Genomic DNA, 25,614 nt, shown 5'->3' on the forward strand with positions numbered 1-25,614 from the left:
AATCAATAACTCTTTTTAAAATATCCCAATAAAGTCCACCAGCGATTTTTAATTATATATTCTGCTTTTGATGATTCACCCATGAATAAAAATCTAACAGCTAAAATTAATGCCGCCACAAATTTAAACTTATATTCACAGATTTTTATCAAGTTAGAAAGCGCCCCATGGTTTTTTAGTCTTGCTCTTTCACTAGCTCCCACTATAGTGGATATTCTTTTTACTGAAGCCGGCTGAACCCTGGAATTGTCAATGTGGTGGTGTACAATGAGTTCTGGGACATAAAGAAACTTTTTATTGTGTTCTCTAAATTTTCCAAATATATACTTGTCGTCGCTTCTTAATTTTAAGTCGGTGTTAAAAAGTCCAACTTCAATCAAATCGTTTTTGCGAAAAACCATGTTGCATCCCGCGGGATATTTATTCCCCGGGAAAAATCTTGGTACATCACCATAATCGACTTTTGTGACAAGTCCCCACAAATATTTTGAAAGCCATTCCGGTTCTTTTCCGGTTTCATAAATAGGAATTACTTTGCCCCCTGCTGCGGAAATGTTTGAATTATTCTTAAAAAAATTAACCGCTTCAGCCAAGTAATTTTTCGAAGCAACACCATCATCGTCAATAAAAAAGACAATCTCCGAAGAAGCCTCTTTAATACCTCTGTTTCTAGCAAAAGATAAACCTTGGTTCTTCTCAACGAAATATTTGATGTTAAATTCGGGGTGGTCCTTCATAAACTCGAGTGAAAGAACTTCAGTTGAATCGGTAGAATTATTGTTAATTATCACGATTTCGTATTCATCTTTGGGCAAAGATTGATCTGCAAGAGAATTCAGCGCCCCTAAAATAAATTTGTCGCGATTATAACTACAGATAACTGCGGAGATTTCAAGTTTATTTTTCGCCATTTTGTCTCTGGGAAAGTAAATCACTAATCATTCGTTTTATTTCCGAAAAATTAGAGATGTTATTAAAAATCTTTTTGAGTGTCGCGATTTCAATTTCTTCATAAAATTTAACGGGTAGAAGTAAAAGTGGAAAAACTCCGATTAGAATAAGTTTCACAATAAAAGAAAATATGGAGACGCCATTCAAAATATTAACTGCAAATAAATACACAATGATTGCAAGGGCAAACAGCATCAACAATTTACCCGTTTCATATTTAATATCTAAGTATTTTCTAGAAATTAACTCTGTTACTATATGAAATACAAAATAGGAAAACAAAGTTGTGTAGGCGGCAGTAATAAAGCCATACCTCGGAATTAAATAAATGTTTAGCACAATGTTGAGAATAGCCATTGAAAGTGTTAATAGTGCGATATATGTAGTTTTCTTCTTAACCAGCAGGCCGATCGAAGCAACATTTCGTGCAGCACTGAAAATATAGGCCAGTATTATAATTGGCACAACCGTATAAGCATTATTGTAATCTGAGTTTAAAGCGAATAGACGAACAAGCTCTTCGCTCATTAAAGAAATGGCAAGGCCGGCCCAAACAGTTATAAAACATAAATAAGTCATTAGCTTTGAATAATATCTTTCATAACCGGGAGTATTGTACACATTATAAACCGAAGGCATTAATGTTAAGTTGAATGGCATTATCAGAAACATGTTTAATATTCCGGCAATTCTATAACCAAAATCGTATAAACCTACTGATGATTTATCGATAAAATGATTCAGAAGGAACCTATCGCTAAGGTTCAATAACATTATTCCAATAGCACTAAAGATTAATGGAAATCCAAACTTTAATGATTCCGTAGCAATGCCTGAATGAAACTCAAATTGAAAATGGGAAAACATTTTGAATGCTAGAATAATAAAAATCAATAACTCACTAAACAGATAAGCGTACAATATTCCCGAAATACCAAATGAATAAAATGCTACCAAGACAATTATTGCCAGTACAAAGGAAGCTATTTTAATTAAAGTAATTATTGTAAATGCAATCGAGTTTTCATCGGCGCGAAGTTTATTTAAAAACAAATTGTTTACAGAGCGAAATACACTTATATAAATTATAAACAAAAGATATCCGGTTATATCTCCCGATTGATCAATTGCTAAAAGTATACCATTGCCCCAAATGTGCGCAAGTACAATAAATAGTAAATTAATAGAAACAACTAAAATGGTAATCGTAAAAAATACTTTTTTCCTTTTTGATACCTCTTCAGTTGCTTTTGCGAAATAAAGAATAGAATTAGTTTGACCCGCAGAAAGAAGTTCCGCCAAAATTGTAATTATGGGATCAAGTATTACAAAAATTCCAAACTGTGATAAAGTAAGATACTTGGAATAAATGGGGAGTGTAATTACTCCCATACCTTTATATGCCGCATTACTTACACTATAGATTGCAGAATCTTTTAAGAAATTTTTAATCTTACCGAACATTTATTGTTTTGCTTTATGTTTTTTAGAAAAAAGAATGCTCGCGATAAATAAACCAATTAAAGCTAAATTAAGAGCAAGTGAAATATATTTACCGAGCACAAAACTTTTGGGCTCATATTTAAACTCAACTAAATGCTTTCCTTTAGGAACTAATACTCCCCTAAAACCATGATTTGCTCTGTATATCGGAGTCTCGCTTCCGTTAATAAATGCTTTCCAGCCGTTCGGATAGTAAGTATCTCCTAGGAATAAAAAGTTGTTTCCACTCGCGTTAACCTCAACTTGTATCAATGTTTCATCATATTTAATAATTTTTGAAGAAGCACTACTATCAGGCTTTTCTGTTTTTATATTTTCAGCTTCTAGAAACGCTAACTTTTTAGGATCGAAAGAATTGTCCTTAATTAAATTTATTACTTCTAATGAGGGGAGAGTCGCAACTGAATCTACTAAATATACTCGTGGTAGAGCGTTCTCATTTTTATAGACGACGGTATTTGGGTTACTTGCAATTTCTGTAAATCCCGGAATTTGAACTGGTTTATCAACAGCAATATATTTTACGTTAAGCATACGCCAAAGGGTTGGATTTGTAGGTCCGGCAACATCCATCAGATCCTGGTAAGTTCTTGGTTTTACAGAGGAGTATCCGTGAAAATCCTGCTCTAAAAAATAAACGTTGAAATTGGAATTTTGAGAAAGAGACCCCAATCCCTGCTCTTTTAGGTTCAAGATTCTATATGGTTCAGAGTCTTTTTGATTTTTAATTGCCGTAAGATAATCGGGTTGGGCAAATATATTTTTAAAATCAGTATCATCTGAATAATGAGCACCTCGTGAGCCGATTCTAAAAAGATCTATTAGAATAAATAACGCAACAATTATTACAGCAATACTAATATTTAATTTATTCTTTATATAAAGATATAGTGCGCCGAAAGCCGCAAATGTAAAGAACATACTTAGAATTAAGTCGGTTCTGAATGTATCTGCCATCCAAGTGTGAATTTGTTGGAAACGCATTCCTTTTTCACCGGCACTTTGAATGTGGGAAATAAACCAATCGCCAATTACTGAACCGAGAACAATTGATAACAAAAATGCAGATCCGAAAACAATTGTAAGGATACGGATTGGCTTTTCTATCTTTAAGTCATTCTGGTTCTTCAAATCAATTAATTGCATAATCCCGAGTCCCGCAACTATCGGAAACGAAATTTGAATTATTGTAAGAATCATAGATGGAACACGGAATTTATTGAAGAAAGGCATATAGTGATAAAACAGATCATAGATAAGAGGAAAGTTTTTCCCGAACGACATCAATAGGAAAAGTATTACTACAACGCCTAAAAACTGCACGAAGGGATCTTTTCTTTTTATATAGAAACCAAATAGACCCAAGAAGAAAACTATTGACCCCATATACATTGCAACATCAACAAAAGGCATGGGCCCAAAGTAAGTATTAACTTGAACAGGCTCATTGTTTGTTAATGGACCTTGATAAGTGGTGTTTCCGAAACCATAATAGGAAGGAACAATAAAAGTCATTATTTCGCCGGGAGAAAATGACCAGTTGGTTGCGTAATCATAAAACTCCTGTTCACTTTTTTGTTCGTCGGCTTGAGCAATAATACTTTTTGTTCCGCGTGTTGAGGTTTGATTATATTCCCACAATGAAGCATAAGTATCCAGCGACATTAACATCGCAACAATTATTGAAACTACCACCACTCCGATCGATTTAAATAATTGCTTTGTGAGGGACTTATCTTTCCCCAATAATGATTTTATAAAATAAAAGATATAATAAATAGCTACGGTCAAGAAAATGTAAAATATTATTTGAACGTGAGCGCCAAGAACAACAAAATGCATAAACGCTATCATTATTAAAACATCTAATAGCTTTATCCTTTCATTGAACCTCAACAGCATCATCAATATCAATGGGAAAGCTGCAAGACTAATCATTTTTGTAATATGCCCCACAAAAACAAAAAACACAATTCCCGTACTAAATGTTGCCGCAAGAGCCACAGCAAGACTTATCAGCGCATCAGCTTTTCTGGATCTCATAAAAAAGAAACTTGTAAGAGCAATCAAAAATAAGTTTATGGTGTGCATTGCATATTCAACAGAAAAAACTTGTCCCAACAAATATTTTCCATAAGAATATATATTGCCAATCAAATCCCACCAGCGCAATTCAGTGCCGGTTGCATATGCCGGTATTCCACAAAAAATGTATGGATTCCACAATGAAAATCCCTCACGATCTTTTTCGACATAACTAGTCATACTTTTAATTGTAATAATATCGCCCGACTGAAAACTCTTGCCACCGAAATACATAGGATTGAAAAAAATTATAAAGACAAGAACAATTAATCCTATTGCGGCAAGATTATGAAATTTTTGCGGGATCAATTTATCAAGATCAAAGCCCGATGGTTTTTGAGTGGATTCACTTTTTGACTGCTTTGCCATTTTATCTCCAAAAAATCTTATTTATTTAATATTACTTGAACGTAATTATTCCAACTGTATTTTCTTGAACTTTCCAACACACTTTTATTGTCAATAGGATTGTTGAGAGCATGTAACATAGTATTATAAAGGGAATCTTCATTTTCCGGCTCGGCAAAATAACCATTAATTCCATCTTGAATGGTATCCAAAAAATGCCCGGCTTTCACGGCAATAGAGGGAACTCCGAAGTTATATGCTATTGATTCAACTCCCGATGGGGTTGCAATTGTATAGTATAAAAAATTATAATCGGCAGATTGATAGTATTTATAAACCTCTTCGTTGGGGATATATTTATTAATAACCACGCAATTATCGTTAATGTTATATTCTTCGATTAATTGGAGTGGACTGTAATCGCTCTCAGTATTCTGATTTTTCGCAAATATTTTTTTAACTGATGAAAAGAGAAGATGTTTAACTTTGGTTGAGAGTTTTCTCTTATTTAATGTGCTCCAAAATGATTCCCCGACAATTAAAAGAGAAACATCTTTTCTTTCTTTACATAGTTTTGCAAATGCGGGAATTATATGATGTAGTCCTTTATATTTTCTGATGAAGCCAAAAAAAAGAAACACATGTTTTTTTAAACCCAGCTCCCGCTTAAATCCATCGGCATTAAAATCAATATTAGATTTATATATGTCATAAATGGGGTGGTAAAGATTCAAAATATTCTTTTTGTCTGAAACTCTTTCCCCGTTTTTAGAAATGACAAAATCCCATTCGGGGAAAACTCTTTTTAACTCATCAATTGTCCGGGGAGAGTGAACGATAAATGTATCACCGTTGGATAAAGCATATTTAAGAAAGTATTTATCAATACTGGTTTGTTCTTTCTGTTCAACAACATGTAGATCGAATATAATTTCACAATTTATTTTCTTTTTAATTTTAGAAGAAATAAAACCAAGAGGCAATCCCTGCACAGCCACAGCCCATTGTATAATAATAATTTCGGGAGAGATTTCTTCAATTAAATTTACAGTTGAGTGCCAACTAAAGGGGTTATTGTAGTTAGTAACATATCTTATTTTTACTTTACTGTTTTCAAGAATATCAGATTGACTGCTTCGGTCAATAAAGTCGCGCGGAATAATTGCCGGATATTGATTCTTCCACGATACTAAATGAATTTCTACATCATCAAAGTTGGATATTGTCCTGGCAAGAGAAGCGGTAAATAAAGCAATTCCACCCTTGAAAATTGGACCGGGACCGAATACTACAATCTTTCTCATAATCTCCAAAAAGGTTACGCAGTTAGTGTCGAAAAATAAAGAAAATTAAGGGAATAAGTGGCAGACCTTTAGAAGAGGTTTTATTCTATTGCCGAGTACATTTCCGTGGTGTTTCTTCAGTGGCAATCAGATATTTTATAGTGAATACAATTACTATTCTATTTTGGAGCTAGTGCGTTATTTCCTATTTAATTAAAATTAATTTCTTTGTCTGACTGTATGAATCTACATCAAGGCGGTAAAAGTAAACCCCGCTTTCCAGCTTTGATCCATCAAATACAATTTCATAGTTGCCGCCCGATTGCCGGCTATTGACAAGGGGGGCAATTTTTTGACCTAATAAATTATAAATAGCAAGAACCACATTTTTAGTTTCGCCGTCGAGGCTCTCTGGTATCGTATATTTTATTACTGTAATTGGATTAAATGGATTGGGATAATTCTGATATAGTTGATAATCGTTAATTATAGAAAGATCATTTTCTTCAACATTTACAGCTCCACCTTTTTGCCAAACGCTAACTTTACCGCCAAATTGTGTGCCTGTTACAACTCTAGTTCCGTCATAACTAAAGTTTACCGGGACAACTGAATTTGTGTGGGCTCCTCTAAACATGACAGTCCCGCCCGAAACATCAAATATATTTAAATGCTTATCCTCCGAGCCAGTTGCCAGTCGAGTGCCGTCGGGTGAACATCTAATCGCTTTATGCCAACCTGATCCCGAGATCTGTTTATCCCACAGCAGTACACCATTAGCGGCATCAAAAAGACGAACATAACCATTGTTTGAACTTAAGAATACTTTCTTGCTATCGGGAGTAAACCCGGAATCCAAAAACCTTTCGGTTAATGTCTTTGTCCATAGAACATCACCGGATGAGGCATTTAACATTGTTACTACCTGCCAGTCAGTTCCAATTATTATGCTGTTTCCATCGGGAGAATAAGAAACTGTATAAATAATAGGTCCACTTTTATAGGTCCAAAATTTAGAACCATTTAAACTGTTCCATAAAATTGCCTCTCTGTCAGATAAATCTCCCCCTCCGGAAATTACTTTGCCGCCATCTTTGCTGAATTGAATACTGTTTACAGGACCTTTAGTTGTTCCTTCCCAAATAGTAGTGCCATCCGCGGTGTTAATCATTACCACTTTTCCGTTCGAACGATCTAGTTCGCGCCCAATAACAATTCTATCGCCGTTCGAACTTAAATCAAAACACTCGGCAATATTATTATTAATCCAGATCTGATTGCCATCTGAAGCATTTAACGCAAGAGTACTAGCTCCAGAAATGTAAATTTTACTCATATCTGGGCTAAACCGGCCAAAACCTGCCGACGCTGATTTTGACCATATTAAGTGCCCTGTTTCAGCATTAAAAAGTTTTACAGAATTTTCAGAAGTAGTACCCTCAATCGCCAACACTTTTTTACCATCGGGACTAAAACAGACATCGAACACATGCCATCCATGATCCGCATCCCACAATTTTAGGTAATTCTCAATTGATTGGGCCGCCAATGATGAGCAGAGTAAAAATAAGATGGTCAACGTTTTGGAAGTTAAAAGGAGAGAATTCATAATTACTCCGAATAGTTAATTTTTAGATGATCTCTATTCGATGGAAAATATAAACTGAACTATATTTTAATTGTAAGATTCTTCAACTCATATTATGCGATAACTTTGATTTATAACCTAAATCCTTTCTGTTTTGATATGAATTATTATAAACATAAGATGTGGCCTAAATAATGTCAAACACTTTCTTAGGATGATATACGTAATATGATTTAAAGCAGAATTTTAATTTAAAATGCGCTTCGAAAAAGATCGTGAAAAATTTATGGAAATGATGGAGCGGCATTTTTACTGGGAATGAAACCAACAACTCTTCAAAGTAAAATTAAAAAGCTGGGTATTGTTAGCGAAAAGTTTTCGAAAACTTAATATTCCTTAATCTAGTAAAACTATTCTTTAATAATATGTAGACTTTAACACCCCCATTAAGAATTTTTATTTCTTTTCCTTAATAATATACTCTTTATCGCTTTGCGTGGTATGCACAATCAACTCACCAATAAGTCCAATAGCAAAAAACTGCACCCCTACAATTATCAATAGAATTCCCAAAAACAAAAGAGGACGATTACTTAAAGAAGTACCCATGAATAGTTTTTCAAAAGCCAAATATGCATTAATAGCAATTCCGATAAAAGTTGTAATTACACCCACCATTCCGAATAAGTGCATTGGGCGTTTAGCAAAACGTGTAGTAAATGTAACTGTAATTAAATCAATGAATCCTTTAAAGAAACGGGAGATTCCGAACTTCGTCTTTCCATAACGGCGGGCATGATGCTTAACAACAATTTCAGAAATTTTGAACCCCTTCCATTTCGCCAATACCGGAATATATCGATGCAATTCACCATAGACATTGATGCTCTCAACTACTTCTTTACGGTAAGCTTTTAAACCGCAGTTAAAATCATGAATTTTTATTCCCGACAACAATCGGGTAATGTAGTTGAAAAACCGGGATGAAAATTTTTTAATTATTGGATCAAATCTTTTTTTCTTCCAGCCCGAGACTAGATCAAAACCCTCTTCAAGTTTTTTTAAGAGATTTGGAATTTCGGCGGGATCGTCCTGTAGATCGGCATCCATAGTCACCACTACATCGCCGGTTGCATTTTTAAAACCAACTTGAAGAGCCGCCGACTTGCCATAGTTAGTTCTAAAGCTTAAATATTTTACCTTATTATCAGTCCTAGAAAGTTCCTTAATTATAGTTAATGATTTATCGGTACTCCCATCATCAACAAAAATAATCTCATGATCGCATGAGAGAGGTTTAACAAATTTTCTAATTTCATTATATAAAGGACGGAGTGATTCTTCTTCATTATAAAGGGGAACAATTACAGATACTTTTGTGAAACCAACTTTTAGAACTTCTCTAGACTGGTTTGTGCCATCGCTCTGCTTCTTTTTATTTCTATAGTAAAATCTACGGTAAGGTTTTTTGCCCGGTTGATTCTGCTGATTTGGATTTGAATTTTGCTGTTCCGGCCTTGGTTGATTGCTTGAATTTTCATCCATATAAACTTTTCTCGTAATCCTTTTTAATATTCCCGCTAAAATTAGGTTTTGCACAATCTAAAAGCAATTTGACCTTGAAATAGCAAACCGCTAAAAGTGAATCGAAAAAATTTGTTTCCAAGAATTAAAGTAAATTTGATTGTGCAATTGCCAATTAATAGATTAGAATAAAAAGAATACAAATATGGGTGGAATTATATTTTGGGCAATTATTCGAACGGCAATTTTGATACCCGTATTATGGCTGTTATTAGGATATATGGAATATCAACACTGGTGGTGGCTTGGAATTTTATCTGTCGCGGTTGTGATAATTTATCCGGCATCAGTTCAATACCGATTGTTTTTAGAAAAGAACAATGTAGTAATGGAAAACACGCTATGTTCTTCATGCAGACATTTTGATAAATCAGCAGTATTGTGTCTTAAATTTGATGAGCACCCAACGGAAGATAAAATTCCTTGTGAAGGATTAAATTGGGAGCCAAAAGGAAAAAATGAAATCGAAGATTAAAAGAAATATAACTGAATCATCATTAAAGAATAATCTTCAATTCTGTACCGAGTGTGGAGAAGATTTAACTAATGCTGGTATTGAATTGGTTGATATTAAAGCGCTGGAAGCTAGACATAAAAAATGCAAAGAATCGGGAAAATTTAAAGGGGATAAATGCGCAATGATTTTTATCGCTCAAGAGGATATTGAAATTAATCCGACCGATGAAGACGAGTAGATAAATCATATACCGCTTCGGCAAAGCGGGGACCGGGCCGAGAATACAAATCCCTATCTATAAAAATAATATTGTTGTTTTTTACAGCATTTAACTTTTTCCACTCCGGATATATTGAAATCAAATCATTAATAGTTTCGCCGCCTCCGCTGGTATAAATAATATAGTCGGGATTACGTTTTAATACTTCTTCGCGGCTGAACATTGGGTAATTTAAAGGAGAATCATCGGCAATATTTTTTAAATTATTAAAAAGCAGATATTCATTTAGAAAAGTATTTTTTCCAACAAGCATTATGGGTTTGGTCTCAATTAACAGCATAGCTGTTTTTTCAATATCGAACTTAAGCCTCCTTGATTTTGCTACTAACGAATCCCAGTCGGTTACTTTTTCAGAGGCTGTTTGCTTGATTTGGAATATAGTTGCCAGGTCAAGATAAGTCTTTTTGATCCCCTCATAATTGCGGGGATTTGAAACAAAAATCGTTAGACCTAACTCTCTAAATTTATCATATGTGTCTTTAGTGTTTCCCTCAACAGTAATAAAAATTAAATCGGGTTTGAGAGAGACAATCTTCTCAAAATTAAAGGTAATCATGTCTCCAACCTTTTCAATCTTTTGAGCTTCTTGGGGATAATAACAATAAAGAGTATTACCAACCAATTTATCATCGAGGCACAAATCAAAAATCATCTCGGTTATGTTTGGAGCCAGTGAAATTACTCGTTTAGGTACTTTATCAAATTTGAATGAATTGCCAATGTCATCGGTTAGTACATTTTCAATTGTATTTTTTTTATTAGTTTGTTCGCACGAAATGAACAAAATCAGAAAAATTAGAGTTATAGAGAATAGTTTCATCATATGTGTGAAATGTTGAATATATATTTAACAATTTGTTAAAGTAAAAATAAGGTTTTGTTTTTGAAGCACATCAACAAATGAACTATATTTTAAGAAAAATAAAGAATGACTATGACCACAAAAATTTTATCAATTCTGTTTCTTCTCGGCGCCATAAACATAAATGCGTTCAATAATCCGGAAAAAAGAAATTTTGGTAAAGAATTATTCCCGCTGAGTGAAACTACAAAATATATTTATGAAACTAGCTTTGGTGAAACAACAGTGATGGCATTTTCTAAAAACGGAAAAATAGAAACAAGAAATGAAGCGGATAATTTTAAGTACTACCAAAAATTATCGATATCCAGCGAGGGAATGTTTGTCAATCAAACCTATCAACGAATTAAATTGCTTTTAATTTTCAAAAAAGAAAATACTATTACATATCAGCGCCCTCTTTTAAGGTATTCGTTTCCGATGTATGTAGGTAAACAATGGACCGATGAAACTATCGAGTATATTGATGGAGATTCGGGCAAAGTAGTTTTAACGGCAAAAGTTACAGCCTTCGAAGAGGTAAAAACAAAAGCCGGTAAGTTTAACGCTCTTAAAATTGAGACGATTGTTGAATCGGCTAATGGTTCAAAAAATATTATAACCGAATGGATTGCAGAGAATTCGGGATTGGTAAAAGCGCGAATTGAAATTGCCGGGGGCGGTGTAATGGGGTGGGCTAGAGATTTATTGGGCTACGGGATACTAAATTTTGAACTAAAGGAAGTGAGAAAACTTTAAAGAGTTTTTTTTACACTTCTAAGAAATGAAACCGATTAAAAATTGATAACTTAATCATACTGAAACCAAATCGAAAAATGGGCGATATTCTTGATTCTACAATCAGTTATTTTTATAAAACTAGCGAACACACTTCATTAAAGTAGCAGAAAAACACAATTATAAATCATATCCAAAAACTTTTTTCCACCATCCAGAGAATAACACAAATAGCTTTTTGATAAACAGACGAAAATCTTTATTTTTACCCCGCTTCCTTAGCTCAGTTGGTAGAGCATATGACTCTTAATCATCAGGTCGCGGGTTCGAGTCCCGCAGGGAGCACAATGAAAAGAGAATCCCGCGTGAGCGGGATTTTCTTTTTATTGGATACTTTAGTTCGGGAATGAAACAAGTTCGGCTGCCCAGTAATCTTTTTACGGGGAGAACTTTAGCGCCTATTATTCAATTATGATGAACTTTTAGATATCTATTTTAAATCAACAGTTTATCTTTCGCGTTGTTACTCGTATAAATCATCACGATCAGCATTTGCAATTTCGGTAAAGAGAAGTGATAATTTTTGCACAACCGTGTTAAAATACTTTTCCCCCTTTTCCTTTGTTGCTTTTTTAGGATTACCAATGCCGGTGTCGGAAGTAACAGAAGACCACTTGCGTTCAGTCCACGCCCACCCTTCCTGAATCCCTTTTATTTTTATTTTCCTTTCTTTTCCAAATCCGGAATGTTCTAAAGGCAATACGAGGTTTGGAGTAAGATAGAGAAGTAAACTTGTCTCCATCTCATCAGCATGGTCGCCAGGTTCATCAAAATAATTTTCTTTTGGAATAGCATTAAACCAGTTACAACTACACAAAAACATTTTCGGAAATTTTAATCCAAGTTCACGAAGCATTTGTTTAAAATCATTTCCGCCGTGACTGTTGAGTATAAGTAATTTATAAATTTGATGATTATGCAGTGATTGTATTATGTCGTGCAGAATTGCAAACTGAGTGCTTGGATTTAAGTTAATATCCAGCTTTATGTCTGCTTGCCCGGTATTCACACCATAAGGTATAGTTGGCAAAACAATTATCTTTGCTCCATTTTTATATGCTCTTTCAGCCGCCGCCTCGGCAAGATGATCAGACTCAATTACATCAGCTGAATAGGGAAGGTGATAATTATGAGCTTCGGTAGCGCCCCATGGTAGTATTGCAAGATCGATGGTTAAGTCTTTAATTTCCTTCCAGGTTGATTCAGCTAATAAATATTTGCGCATAATAAATCCCCATCATGATAAAAACACACTACAAATATGACGTTTATTAAATATAAGTCAAAGGTTAAGAGAACAAGAGTTTGTAATTAAAAGAGTATTAAGGTAGACTTTCTTGACTTCTTATCACATAAAAGATAATTTGAATTTAACTTCTGATGCTCAATTCATAATTGGGATATAAATGACATTGAAAATATTTAGTCTGAATAAATTGATTCTCGCTATTAGTTTGATCGCGATTGTGGAGTTTTCTGCTCAATACAATATTACGGATAAAATGAAGTGGTGGTACGAAGGGAGATTTGGAATGTTTATTCATTTTGGTTCATATTCACAGCTTGGGCATGGTGAGTGGGCATTCAGTACTGAAGGGTGGACAAAAGAAAAATATCAAAATAATGTCTCTGCGAAATTTAATCCTACAAACTTTGATGCCGGTGTTATTGCCCGGATAGCGAAGCAAGCGGGAATGAAGTATCTCGTTATTACTGCTAAGCATCATGAGGGATTTTCGATGTGGAAAACTAATGTGCAAAGCTTCAAAGATGTTTCGGGTAAAAAAATGTATGATCTGCCCAGATATACTAAATTTGGTTCAAGAGATATATTAAAAGAATTAAAGGACTCATGCGACGCTCAGGGAATTAAGTTTTGTCTCTATTATTCTATATTGGATTGGTGTCATTCTTCACAAGAAATAAATAGATCTGAATATTATTCAACAATGCAGTCTGATAGTGCAAGACTGAGTTATATCGCGGATATGAAAGCTCAACTAAAAGAGCTTATCGAAAGATATAATCCCGCAATATTATGGTTTGATGGAGACTGGACAAATAACCCAGGGCCACCAACATCAAATAAATGGTGGACGAAGGGAGATGGCGTTGATCTATATAATTATGTAATAAGTCTTGATCCCAACATTCTCATTAATGAAAGAGTGGCAAGAGGATTTGGAATCGGTGATTATGAATGCCCCGAACAAGAAGTCCCAAACTCACCAAGGGAAAGAGAGTGGGAAACTTGCCAAACAATGAATAGATCATGGGGGTATAATAAACAAGATGAAAATTATAAATCGTCCAGTGAGATAATTCAAGAATTAGTCAGAGTGGTTTCGAGAGATGGAAATTATTTGTTGAATATAGGGCCGAAGGGAGATGGTACAATTCCAATACAATCACTTAATATTTTGAATGATATTGGCAATTGGATGAATATATATAGTGAAAGTATTTATTCTACTACAAGAAGCCCATTTAAATTAGAACCGAGCTGGGGATATTACACCAAAAAATTAAATAAACTTTTTGTTCACGTATTTAATTGGCCTTCAGAAAAAGAAATAAAAATCCCCCCGCTTTCTAATACTATCAATAATATTTATCTAATGGAAAGTCCATCCAACAAATTGAATTATTCAAGAGATGATAATGGAATTATTATCAAAATTTCTTCAAGTCCACCGAATCCTCATAATTCCGTAATTGTTATTGAAATAGAGGGAATCCCTACTTCAATACAACATGATTAAAATAATCCTTCAATCGATAAATATCTTTCGCCGGTATCATAATTAAAAGCCAGTATTTTAGATTTCACCGGAATTTCGGGTAATTTTTTATTGATAGCAGCTAAAGTAGCGCCCGATGAAATGCCGCCAAATATTCCCTCCTCTTTTGCCGCACGTTGTGCAAAAACAAATGCCTCATCTTTACTAACTTGAATTACTCCATCAAGTAAATCTGTGTGCAAATTTTTAGGAATAAAACCGGCACCAATTCCCTGTATTGGATGCGGACCAGGCTGTCCACCGGAAATAACCGGAGATAGTTCTGGCTCAACTGCAAAGACTTTTAATTTTGGAAATTTTTGTTTCAATACTTTTGCAACCCCTGTAATATGACCCCCGGTTCCAACGCCTGTAATTAAATAATCAAATCCTTCTGGAAAATCACTAAGAATTTCTTGAGCGGTAGTATTTAAATGTATTTGTACGTTTGCTTCATTTTCGAATTGTTGAGGTATCCACGCTTTCGGATTTGCCGCCGCTAATTCAGACGCTTTAGCAATTGCACCCTTCATTCCAAGCTCACGGGGAGTTAATTCAAATTTTGCACCGTAGACCGCCATCAGTTTTCTTCTTTCAACAGACATAGATTCCGGCATCACAAGAATGATTTCATAACCTTTTACCGCGGCTACCATTGCAAGTCCAATACCCGTATTACCAGAAGTGGGTTCAATAATCACACTATCCTTTTTTAGAATACCCTTTCGCTCGGCATCTTCAATCATTGCTAAAGCTATTCTATCTTTAATACTTCCCCCGGGATTTGCTCTCTCCAGCTTAAGCCATATTTCTTGATTAGACCCAAATAAGCTATTTATTCGTATATGTGGGGTATTCCCTATTGATTCTAGAATGTTATTGTATCTCATTTTCATTTCCTTTCGATTGTTATACTTTATTTAAAACTAAAAAGCCCTTCAATTAAAGAAGGGCTCTGCAAAATTTTTATTTTAATTAATATATTATTTAAAGTCCTTCTTAGGAATAATAAAATTTGTACAGCAACAACAAAAAGCGTTGCCGCAAACGGTGGTAATATTTATAATGACTTTTTTCATAAACTTGTTCGCAAATGTAATCGAATGAGATGCTTATGTCAAGATAACAAACAGAGCAAAATAAAGGTTCATTTTATAGCACTATGAAATTTTTGTTAAATCTGAAATTGAATCGCATTAGTAAATAATTTTTTGTAAGTTCCCATAAAATTATTCACAAAACCGATTGTTCTTTATGAAAAAAAGCCAACCCAAAACGTTTGTTTTAGATACAAATGTAATTCTGCATGACCCAACATGCATCAATCATTTTCAAGAACATAATATTATAATACCACTGGCAGTAATTGAAGAATTAGATTACTTCAAAAGAGGGAATCAGGTAATTAATTTAAATGCGAGGGATTTTGCCCGAACACTCGATTCAATTACCGGTAATGAAATTTTTAACGGGGGAGTTTCGCTTGGGAAAAACAGAGGAAAAGTTAGAATTGTAATTACAAAAGGCCTTTCTCCGGAGATACATGATGTTTTTCGAGAAGACACTGTTGACCATAGAGTATTAAGCGCGGCATTTGAAGCCATCAAAAAAATTAAGGAAAAATCGAAAGTTGTTCTTGTTACAAAAGATGTAAACTTAAGAATGAAAGCAAAAGCGCTTGGAATTATGGCGGAGGATTATACTACCGATCGAGTTACAAACGTTGAGGAGCTTTACAGCGGAAAAGCAATTTTAGAAGATTTTGATGATGACCTTCTTCAAAAGTTTTATCAAGCTCCATTTGAAGTTCCAGCAAAGGCAACAATAAAAAAGATTAAAACAGAAGCGGTACCCAATAAGTATTTTATTATGAGGAACTCCAGCCGATCGGTTTTATCGGTACTAGATTCAGAAATGAATTTATTTAAGAAAATTGACAAAGAAATTGTTTATGGAATAAAACCAAGAAATGCCGAGCAAGCTTTTGCGGTAAATGCTTTAACTAATATGGATATACCATTAGTAACCCTTACCGGCAAAGCGGGAACAGGAAAGACATTGTTGGCGCTTGCTTCAGCGCTTCAGATAAGAAAAAATTATCGTCAAATTTATATCGCGCGCCCAGTGGTACCTCTTAGCAATAAAGATATCGGATATTTACCCGGCGATGTAGATAGTAAACTCGCACCTTATATGCAGCCACTATGGGATAATTTGAAAGTAATTCAAGATCAGTATCCCGAAACAGACAAGAACTATCAAACGATAAATAATATGACAAAGGATCAGAAGCTTGTGATTGAACCCTTAAGTTATATTAGAGGGAGAAGCTTACAGCGTATTTACTTTATTGTTGATGAAGCTCAAAACCTGACTCCCCATGAAATTAAAACTATTATTACAAGAGCCGGTGAGGGAGCAAAAATAGTGTTGACGGGAGATATTTATCAAATTGATCATCCCTACCTCGATTCTCAATCTAATGGATTATCATATTTGATTGATCATTTTATGGGACAAAAATTATATGCTCATGTTAACCTTGAAAAAGGGGAGCGATCTGAACTCGCCGAATTAGCAAGTAATTTATTATAGATACTTTAATTTTTTCGAATGTGTTTTTAAGCTCGTCATCTATTCATTAAAAAGATGACGAGCTATTTATTTACAAATTAAAATTTCCATCTCGAATCAAATCCCACAACAATTCTTTTTGCGCCATTGGGCGCAAGGACATATTGAAAATCGGAAGTACCCAAATTTAATTCCAGTAGTCCAAAATCAAACCCGAGCCCGGCACCCCAATTAAATTTATCAGTTCCACCAAAAGAAAGTCCGCTTCTTATTGAAAACACCTTTGATAAACTCCAATCAATTCCCATTGAATAGCGGGGATTTTTGCTATTCCGAGGTTGTTCATTTAATCCTTGATGGAATTCAAAAGCTAGAAGCATTCTTCCCGGAAAATTTCCATTAAAAATTTCATGAATTTGAAGAGCCGTTCCAAATTGAATTGATGTTGCTAACGGAGTTGATAAATTAGAAATGTATTTTCCACTTTCTTTACCTGTTAATGCATCTGTCAACGAATCAATTTGATTTTTATCTGTTATATCATCTAAATAAATTGCTTTTATTGATTGAAACATCGCGACATTTTTTGTCCATTTAACATTTCCTATGTCGCTAAGTGCAATTGCGAATGATACTGCGCGGCTGATTTTTGCATTCAACCCAAAATCAAAACCAAAGCCGTTTCCGGCAGGTGATGGAAATGGAGAAAGGTTTTCTTTTTGCTTTGAAGTATTATCAAAATCGTACTTAACTCCAAAATCGGGAGAGAAAGTCGAATACCCGGTAAACTGTCCCGAGCCAGTAATTATGTTTTCCACGCCAGTTTTTAATTCTGTTTTTACTTCATCTATTGCAGTATAAAAATATCCGTGAACAATATTAAATGAAACTCCAACGCTTAAATTTTCGAGAAACTTAAAAAAGTTTAGGTTTCTCGAATAGGAAAGTGAGTATTTTCTTAACCACCATGCTTTATGTTTTGTGTCATTAAAATTATAAACAGAATTTTCTTTGTTGCCATCAAGTGTGAGATCAATAATACCTTTTGGTATTGCAGTATTCGAAGAAATTACATCATTAATCGAAAATGCCATTGTCCCGAAATTATCGTTTGGACGAATGGCGATACCGAATAAAGTTAAGTTAATATCAGCAGAAATATTTCCCCCACCATTGAATAGATTTTTTAATCGTAATTTGTCTTCGGTGGTTAGATAGCGCCCCTCCTTTTCTCCTTTCGAGTTTATTGTTGAAGTACCAAAGAAGTAATTGTATTCATCAATTGTGAGAAAATTAGTTCCGGCTGAAATCGATATAGCCGGCAAAGGAAATGGAATTATTAACTCAACTTTTTTTGAAGTAGTTAGGTGGTGAATATTAGCGGGATTACCGCCAATTGAAAACAAACCATTTGTGATTGTAACTCCGCTGCGAGCCATGCTTAAAGATTTCGCGTCATTACTTCCAACCGAACCCCCGGATTGCCCATATAGTATTGAAGATATAATTAAGATTAATAACAAAAATTTGTTTCTCATTTACTGCCTCCATCCGGATTAACGTGATAATTCGTTGATCCGTAAACCGATATCTTTATCTCATCACTAGTCTTAAATTTTACGGGACTATTATTAAGCATTGTTGTATTAATTCTTAGCTTAATTCTTAAAAATTTCGCGGAAGCAATCTTTTGTGCGTCTCCCTTTGCTGTTCTAACAGAGATTGTCTGCACATTATTAGTAATTACATTGCCCTGTAAATCAGTAGATGCTCCATTGATAATAATTGTTGAGTCCTGATCAGAATATTTGGGAGGGAAGTTCATTATATATTTGTTTGAATGATCATACAATCTTCCACTAAAAATTATTTGAGCTGGAATTCCACTCGATAATTTTAATGAACCAATCAAAGTATTTACATTATTAATTTTATCTCTATCATCATTAGTTAAGTCAATTTCAAGTGAGTCGGAATACTCACCGGCTTGTAAACCTAAATCAAGTGGAAACTCGAACTGAGCGCTTCCTGAAACAATGTCTCCCATTTTAACAGATATATTTTTATAATTAGGATTTACTATGCCTCCGGCATACACAATTATTGAATCGGGGAATTGTGTAAATTTTCTGAAGAAACTACTCACACTATCGGCATTAAGAATAATGATCGAATCTGATCTGCTAATTATTGATTTATTCATTGTTCTGGAATTGAGATTCATAGCGCTCTTTTGACCAATCGAATTTCTAGCTTCAATTCTTCCATTTATTGAAAATTCAATATTTGATGAAGGCTTTAATCGTAGCTCAAGTATTGGATTTCTGATATTTAGCTGACCATACTTAAATTTCTTTTGAATATCCTTCACATCAAGAGAAACAGCTGTGCGCTCTTCGGAAATTATGGTCGGCTTTAATTGTCCGGTAAACTCTTTTATTTTCAAAGTAGAAAGAGTAAGTGAGCCAATTATTCCATCACTGCTCTTAATTATTCGATAGTCATTTGTTGGAGTCGCTTTAAAAATTACCTCATAGGATATCTTATTTGTAGCTGCTCCAGAACTGAGGATTGAATAATCTTTCAGTGAAAAATTGTTAAAAAAGCTAACAGATTGATTTCTATTAATTGATTTTGTAGTTGAAAATATATTTCCACCCGCTGTTCGAACTTCTGGAAATGTAATTGTTGCCGTTCCATCAATATCGATTGTATTATTAACAACTATACTTAATAGCCCGCTTTCAAGCTTTACTTGTTGATATTTTGTTGGGCTGGATTCAAATTCATCAATTACCAAACTTCCGGAAATAACAACCGGATCTTGAACCGGAATTTTTGCAGATGCCTCAGTTACAACTAAATTTTTTAGCTTGGTTACTATCGTCAACGATTGTGGGGGTAAGATAATACTCTGCCCATTGCTTCCAGTAGTTGAAATAAAACAATCAAGAGAGATTATGTTTTTAACTGTTATCCCTCTTGTTATCTCGAGATTCGAAATTTTAACAGTTTGTTTTGGTGGAATTGTAATTGTTTGGTTGTACCGGACTATAATTTCACCACTACCAGAATTTTTAAGAGTGAATTGATTCAGAGAGATAGAGACGGGGTTCGGAAAGTGATTAAGAAATGTAACATCTAATTGACCAGACTCAATTTTTATATTCGAAAATTGATCGGCGATTGAAAAATCGCCCGCTGCTGAAGAATTGTTAATTGGTGGAATTTGTACTTGAGTTCCGGGCTGTACATTTTGATCAATCCAGTCAAATCCAATATCTGATTTTATCGAATCGGAACCTATTTTTATTGTTCCAATTGATTGTTGGGCTTGATCGGATATTCCACTTAGTTCAAGATTATCATCGATATTTATTTCATCAATATTTTTTCTATCCGAGTAATAAATCAGATTTTTATTAACACCATCCGGATAATGCTTAAGGAGATCTTGATTCTTTTCTACCAGTTCCATTAGCGTGTAATTTTTCTTAGCAAGAGGAAGGCTAAAAGATACATCCCACGAAGGTGAGGTTGGTTCCTTTATATTGCAATACTGAAATATCAACATTAAAAAGAGTGATGCAAAAGCCAAATCTCTTCTACTTTTCATACAATTCCCAATTTTTATTTGAGCGGATTTAATATTTAAAATATATAGAAACTATTTCCTGAATTGGCATTCTAAAATTAATCATTTATTTTGAAGATGAAGACTCATATCTATATATTAAATCAACTTAATTTGAGGTACCAATGAAAAAATTATCAACGCTTCTTATTTTTTTATTTATAAGCTCACAAATCATTTCGCAAGAGAATTTCTTATTACGACACCCTGCAATAAACTCAGATGGCTCGGTTGTGGCATTTTCTTATCAAGGAGATATTTGGACATCAAAAGTAGCGGATGGATCCACATCTCGTTTAACTGTGCATGAAGCATATGAGTCGTTTCCCAGATTTAGTAATGATGGAAAATTATTAGCATTCTCGGGAAATCGATTTGGCAATAGTGATGTTTTCGTTATTCCCGCTTCGGGTGGCACTGCAAAGAGAATTACATATCACTCCGCACAAGATTATGTTTCGAGTTGGACAACCGACGACAAAATTATTTTTTCTACAAATAGAGAATTCAACCAGATTGAAAGACCATTTGAAGTTTATGAAATTTCTTCAAGTGGTGGTACAGAAAAAAGAGTTTTAAATGCAGTTGGATTTGATCCATCTGTTTCGCCAAATGGCAGATTTACAGCATTTGTTCGAGGTGATATAAATCCACTATTCCGCGAAGGTTACCGAGGTCCATCAAACAGAGAAATATGGCTGTACGATTCGAAGACCGATAAATATTCTAAAATTGTTGGATTTGAAACAAATGATATTCTTCCTAAGTGGAGCGGAAATAATCTGCTTTATTTTATAAGCTCAAACAGCGGCAGGTATAATATTTATAAGATTACTATTGATAACAATGGTAAGGCCGGAACGCCCGAACAACTAACTTTCGAAAAAGAAAATTCAATACGTCATTTTGACATTTCCACAGATGGCTCAACAATTGTGTTCGAAAAGGATTCTAATCTCTACCTACTAAAAACCACCGATAATAAAATTTCTAAGCTGAATATTAAAATTGATACTGATCAAAAACTTGATGCTTTCGAGGTTAAAACATTTACTAATAGTGTATCAAACTATAATGTATCTCCTAATGGAAAATTAATCGCATTAATTGTTAGGGGAGAATTATTTGTAAAAGAGGCAGATAAGGAGAAAAATAGAACCGCAAATTTATCAAACCACTCATACCGTGAAAATGATCCTGTGTGGCTTAATGATACTACTTTAATATTTGCTTCTGATCGCGAGAATAATAATTACGACTTATATATGGTTCAATCTGATGATAGGAAAGAACCGGGATTATTCAAATCACTAAAGCATAAAATTGTAAAATTAACCAATACTGATGAAGATGAATTGGCCCCTGTTGTTTCTAACAATGGCAAACAAATAGCATATATAAGAGGAACAGATGTAAAGGAATTTATTGTAGCGGATATTTTGGCAGAAGGTAAATTGACAAATGAAAAAGTTTTACACAAGGGGTGGACCGTACCATCAGATGTAAAGTGGAGCCCAGACGATAAATGGCTAGCCTACTCAATGCTCGATTTATATTTCAACGAGGAAGTATTTATTCATGCTTCCGATGGATCAAAGGCACCAGTAAATATTAGTATGCATCCACGAAATGATAACAATCCTTTTTGGAGTCCCGATGGTTCAAAACTGGGTTTTATTTCCGCAAGAAATAATAGAAATAATGACGTTTGGTTTGTCTGGCTAAAAAAAGAGGATTGGGAAAGAACGACTCATGATTGGGATGAAAAAGAACCGATTAAGGAAGCCCCTGCCGAAAAAAAGGATGATAAGGATTCGAAAAAATCAGAACCTAAAATAAAGCCTGTTCAAATTGATTTTGATAAAATTTATGAGAGAGTTATTCAAGTTACCAATTTTGCCGGCGACGAGGCCGATGTGTTGATTTCCAAAGATGGTGAAACTTTTTATTATACAGCCAACAGTAGTAATGCAAAGGGAAGGGATTTATATAGTATTAAATGGAATGGAAAGGATTTGAAAGAATTGTCTAAAGGAGGTGCTAATCCGGGCAATCTCTCAATTGATAAAGAAAATAAGTATTTATACTACACAAAAACGGGCGGTTCAATTAATCGTCATGATTTGAAGTCAGATAAATCAGAATCACTACCTTATAGTGCGAAAGTAAAAATTAATTATGCTGAAGAACGTGACCAAATGTTTGAAGAAGCCTGGCGAACAATTCGAGATTCATTTTATGATCCTCAATTTCATGGAAACGATTGGAAAAAGCTTCGAAATAAATATAAACCATTATGCATGGCTGCATCAACGAATAACGATTTCAGAGATATGTTTAATAATATGCTTGGTGAATTAAATGCGAGCCACATGGGTATTATGACTCAAGAAAGGGAAGAAACTCAGAAAATCAATACTGGTCTGTTGGGTGCCGAGCTGGTTCCAGTTAAAGATGGAATGTTAATAAAGAAAGTTATTTCAAATACTCCTGCAGATAAATCTTTAAATAAGCTTATGGAAGGGGAAATAATTACCTCTGTAGATGGAAAAATGATTGACGAGGAAGCCAATTTCTATGATTTGCTAAACACAAGGGTTGATGAAAAAGTATTGCTTATTGTTAAAGATTCGGCTGGAAAAGAAAAGGAAGTTGCAATTCGACCAACAGCAAATATTCGTCAATTAATGTATGAAGAATGGGTTGAGCAGAGAAGAAAAATGGTTGACAAATATTCAAATGGAAAACTGGGATATATACATATTCAGGGAATGAATATGCCAAGTTTTGAAGTATTTGAAAGGGATTTAACTGCTGCGGGTTATGGTAAAGATGGTTTGGTAATCGATGTCCGTTACAACGGTGGAGGTTCTACAACAGATTATTTAATGACAATACTAAACTACAAACAACATGCATATACAATTCCTCGCGGTGCTTCAAAGGATCTTGAAAAAGATAAATTAAAATTCAAAGAATATTATCCATTGGGGGAAAGATTAGTTTTCTCTGCATGGACAAAACCATCAATTGCACTCTGCAATGAAGGTAGTTATTCAAATGCAGAGATTTTTTCACATGCATATAAAACGTTAGGAATTGGTAAACTTGTTGGTATTGCTACTAATGGTTCTGTGATTTCAACAGGAGGAAAAGGATTAATAGATGGATCCTTTGTTCGAGTTCCATCAAGAGCTTGGTTTACAAAAGTAACTGATAAAAACCAAGAATTGGGTCCGGCAGTCCCAAATATAATTGTTGAAAATAGCGTTGATTGGATTTCAAAGGGAGTTGATGAGCAATTGAAAAAGGCAGTTGATGAATTATTAGATCAAGTCAGAGAATCTAAATGATCTAAGTTTTGAGTGAGGCTGAATTGGAAATTCGCAAATCTCTGAGTCAGCCTCTTTTTATTTCTGTTGCACTATAACAACTTCCGCCAGGTTTCTTCATAAAAATTCTAGTTAAATCCCGTTACTTATTAGTTTATAGTATCTTAACGCTTGACTTTTTGGAAGTTAATCCCGAGTTTAAAATTGTAATTATTAAAGTTTTCTACTCTGAGGGTAAAATGGACAATTCCATTTCAGAATTAATTAAAATAGTTAGATTGAATACAAAACTCTTAAGTCTCTTTTTGGCTGGACTGCTTCTTCATTTTGCGGCTCTACACCTTCAGGACAACCTTACCATAATAAATTATTTAAATTTTGTATCAATTGGTGGTTTGGTGATAGGTTATCTCGTTGGTTTTAAGTTTGAGATTGTGGGTGGTTTTATCAGTACTGTCGCAGTAATTATGTTCTATTTTTCCATTGGAGGTTTTGATTATGAGAGTTATCTAATGTATCTATTGCCTCTTCCGGCAGTAATGTTTTTTTTCTGCAATTCGTTGACGGAAAAACCGAAATTAAATGGTTGAAATAAAGATCTTTTGATTACCAAACTGTTTTATCCCCTACTCTAACGCCTACTCAATTTTAATCTAAGTATTTAAAGAAAATCAAGATTTTCCTCTACCAGAAATGGAATATCTCTCAGTAAGAAAATTCAAAACAGTTTTTCCTCACATCACTCAAAAAATTAATATGGAAGCCATTTGTAAGTCGAGATAATTCCTTATTTTTAAGAAGACAATAATAACCCATTTCTTTGGAGGAAAAACATGGCAATCATGATTACGGATGAATGCATCTCATGCAATGCTTGCGAAGCAGAATGTCCAAATACAGCAATCTATTCACCTGGCGCACCATATTTATTAGGCGGCGAAGAATTTCCGGCGTTATCAGAAGATCATACATACATAGTACCAGATAAGTGTACAGAATGTGTTGGATTTTATGATGAACCTCAATGTATTCCTGCTTGTCCTACAGAAGCGATTATTCCAGATCCAGATAGAGTTGAAACTAAAGAACAGCTCGAAGCTAGAAAAGAACATCTCGATAAAGTAGGTCGATAACCGATAATAAATATCAAATTCAAAACCCCGCTTAGCGGGGTTTTGTGTATAATCACTTCAAAAACTCTTAACAATTTCTTCATAATTTATTAATAGCCGCTTAATAACTGGAAAAATTTAATTGCGCAAATTTCATGTAGATATTTGGAGAGTCTATGTACGAGATGATATTTGCAGTAACAGGATTAATTATAGGTTCTTTTTGTTCTTTACTAGCGTCAACAAAAAATAGAAATCGCAAAAATTGGTTTTTGATTGGGTTTGTTTTTTCTTTTCTTGCGCCCTTAGTATTATACTTTTTGCCCTCGCTCAGAGCCGAAGATGAGCTTGAGAAAAAAGGGGAGGAGAGCAGAACGATTTTATCCGCCGCATAAAAATATTTAAAACATATCTTTATCCATGAACATTCTATTCTTATTATTGTACTGTAAATAATTGGAATT

At 34.2% G+C, this 25,614-nt stretch carries 20 protein-coding genes and 1 tRNA gene; 10 read left to right on the forward strand and 11 right to left on the reverse strand.

The genetic code is table 11. From position 1 onward, the window contains the following. Positions 1-2 precede the first annotated feature (2 nt). The 6 genes from KF816_00830 to KF816_00855 form a co-directional block, all read right to left on the reverse strand. The gene (locus KF816_00830; protein MBX3006546.1) at positions 3-911 is read right to left on the reverse strand and encodes a glycosyltransferase family 2 protein; all 909 of its coding nucleotides are present in this window, start codon (positions 909-911) and stop codon (positions 3-5) included. Next, the gene (locus KF816_00835; protein ID MBX3006547.1) at positions 898-2,415 is read right to left on the reverse strand and encodes an oligosaccharide flippase family protein; all 1,518 of its coding nucleotides are present in this window, start codon (positions 2,413-2,415) and stop codon (positions 898-900) included. The genes KF816_00830 and KF816_00835 overlap by 14 nt, the downstream gene beginning before the upstream one ends. Then, positions 2,416-4,908, reverse strand: a complete 2,493-nt coding sequence (locus KF816_00840) for a YfhO family protein (GenBank protein MBX3006548.1) — start codon at positions 4,906-4,908, stop codon at positions 2,416-2,418. A gap of 17 nt (positions 4,909-4,925) precedes the next feature. Further along, positions 4,926-6,191, reverse strand: a complete 1,266-nt coding sequence (locus KF816_00845) for a glycosyltransferase (protein MBX3006549.1) — start codon at positions 6,189-6,191, stop codon at positions 4,926-4,928. A gap of 184 nt (positions 6,192-6,375) precedes the next feature. After that, positions 6,376-7,779 carry a PQQ-binding-like beta-propeller repeat protein gene (locus KF816_00850; GenBank protein ID MBX3006550.1) on the reverse strand — a complete coding sequence of 468 codons (1,404 nt, stop codon included), beginning with the start codon at positions 7,777-7,779 and terminating at the stop codon, positions 6,376-6,378. A 435-nt stretch (positions 7,780-8,214) separates the two neighbouring features. Then, a complete protein-coding gene (locus KF816_00855) occupies positions 8,215-9,303 on the reverse strand; it encodes a glycosyltransferase family 2 protein (GenBank protein ID MBX3006551.1) in 1,089 nt (362 codons plus the stop codon). A gap of 184 nt (positions 9,304-9,487) precedes the next feature. On the opposite strand from KF816_00855, the gene KF816_00860 reads away from it, so the two are divergent. Together KF816_00860 and KF816_00865 are read left to right on the forward strand one after the other, a co-directional pair. Next, positions 9,488-9,817, forward strand: coding sequence for a hypothetical protein (locus KF816_00860; GenBank protein ID MBX3006552.1), 330 nt, complete (start codon positions 9,488-9,490; stop codon positions 9,815-9,817). Next, positions 9,801-10,037, forward strand: coding sequence for a hypothetical protein (locus KF816_00865; protein ID MBX3006553.1), 237 nt, complete (start codon positions 9,801-9,803; stop codon positions 10,035-10,037). Before KF816_00860 ends, KF816_00865 begins: the two co-directional genes overlap by 17 nt. Here the strand turns inward: KF816_00865 and KF816_00870 are convergent. Further along, complete coding sequence (locus tag KF816_00870; protein MBX3006554.1) at positions 10,012-10,902, reverse strand: ABC transporter substrate-binding protein; 891 nt, start codon at positions 10,900-10,902, stop codon at positions 10,012-10,014. The two genes, KF816_00865 and KF816_00870, sit on opposite strands and share 26 nt — an antisense overlap. Positions 10,903-11,013: 111 nt before the next feature. Between KF816_00870 and KF816_00875 the strand changes: the two genes are divergently transcribed. Together KF816_00875 and KF816_00880 are read left to right on the forward strand one after the other, a co-directional pair. Beyond that, positions 11,014-11,679 (forward strand): hypothetical protein, encoded by a 666-nt coding sequence (locus tag KF816_00875; protein ID MBX3006555.1) that lies wholly within the window; start codon positions 11,014-11,016, stop codon positions 11,677-11,679. Between the two features lie 251 nt (positions 11,680-11,930). Further along, positions 11,931-12,003, forward strand: a tRNA-Lys gene (locus KF816_00880). 178 nt (positions 12,004-12,181) lie between these two features. Here the strand turns inward: KF816_00880 and KF816_00885 are convergent. Then, complete coding sequence (locus KF816_00885; GenBank protein MBX3006556.1) at positions 12,182-12,943, reverse strand: creatininase family protein; 762 nt, start codon at positions 12,941-12,943, stop codon at positions 12,182-12,184. Between the two features lie 181 nt (positions 12,944-13,124). On the opposite strand from KF816_00885, the gene KF816_00890 reads away from it, so the two are divergent. Beyond that, the gene (locus KF816_00890; protein ID MBX3006557.1) at positions 13,125-14,480 is read left to right on the forward strand and encodes an alpha-L-fucosidase; all 1,356 of its coding nucleotides are present in this window, start codon (positions 13,125-13,127) and stop codon (positions 14,478-14,480) included. On the opposite strand, the gene cysK is transcribed toward KF816_00890, so the two are convergent. Next, complete coding sequence (cysK, locus tag KF816_00895; GenBank protein MBX3006558.1) at positions 14,477-15,394, reverse strand: cysteine synthase A; 918 nt, start codon at positions 15,392-15,394, stop codon at positions 14,477-14,479. The genes KF816_00890 and cysK overlap by 4 nt on opposite strands. Positions 15,395-15,752: 358 nt before the next feature. On the opposite strand from cysK, the gene KF816_00900 reads away from it, so the two are divergent. Next, positions 15,753-17,093, forward strand: a complete 1,341-nt coding sequence (locus KF816_00900) for a PhoH family protein (protein ID MBX3006559.1) — start codon at positions 15,753-15,755, stop codon at positions 17,091-17,093. Positions 17,094-17,170: 77 nt separating this feature from the next. Here KF816_00900 and KF816_00905 read toward each other — a convergent pair whose 3' ends face one another. Together KF816_00905 and KF816_00910 are read right to left on the reverse strand one after the other, a co-directional pair. Then, positions 17,171-18,610, reverse strand: coding sequence for a hypothetical protein (locus tag KF816_00905; GenBank protein ID MBX3006560.1), 1,440 nt, complete (start codon positions 18,608-18,610; stop codon positions 17,171-17,173). Continuing rightward, on the reverse strand, positions 18,607-20,688 hold the full coding sequence (locus tag KF816_00910) for a hypothetical protein (GenBank protein ID MBX3006561.1): 2,082 nt from the start codon (positions 20,686-20,688) through the stop codon (positions 18,607-18,609). Before KF816_00910 ends, KF816_00905 begins: the two co-directional genes overlap by 4 nt. 143 nt (positions 20,689-20,831) lie before the next feature. Here KF816_00910 and KF816_00915 point away from each other — a divergent pair, with 143 nt between their 5' ends. The 4 genes from KF816_00915 to KF816_00930 all read left to right on the forward strand — a co-directional run bounded on the left by KF816_00915 (position 20,832) and on the right by KF816_00930 (position 25,545). Then, positions 20,832-24,059, forward strand: a complete 3,228-nt coding sequence (locus KF816_00915; GenBank protein MBX3006562.1) for a PD40 domain-containing protein — start codon at positions 20,832-20,834, stop codon at positions 24,057-24,059. 218 nt (positions 24,060-24,277) lie between these two features. After that, positions 24,278-24,628, forward strand: a complete 351-nt coding sequence (locus KF816_00920) for a hypothetical protein (protein ID MBX3006563.1) — start codon at positions 24,278-24,280, stop codon at positions 24,626-24,628. A 243-nt stretch (positions 24,629-24,871) separates the two neighbouring features. Further along, positions 24,872-25,171, forward strand: a complete 300-nt coding sequence (locus KF816_00925) for a 4Fe-4S dicluster domain-containing protein (protein MBX3006564.1) — start codon at positions 24,872-24,874, stop codon at positions 25,169-25,171. Between the two features lie 155 nt (positions 25,172-25,326). Continuing rightward, complete coding sequence (locus tag KF816_00930; GenBank protein MBX3006565.1) at positions 25,327-25,545, forward strand: hypothetical protein; 219 nt, start codon at positions 25,327-25,329, stop codon at positions 25,543-25,545. The last annotated feature ends 69 nt before the right edge of the window (positions 25,546-25,614 follow it).

The sequence above is a fragment of the Melioribacteraceae bacterium genome (genome assembly GCA_019638015.1).
GTDB lineage: Bacteria > Bacteroidota > Ignavibacteria > Ignavibacteriales > Melioribacteraceae > JAHBUP01.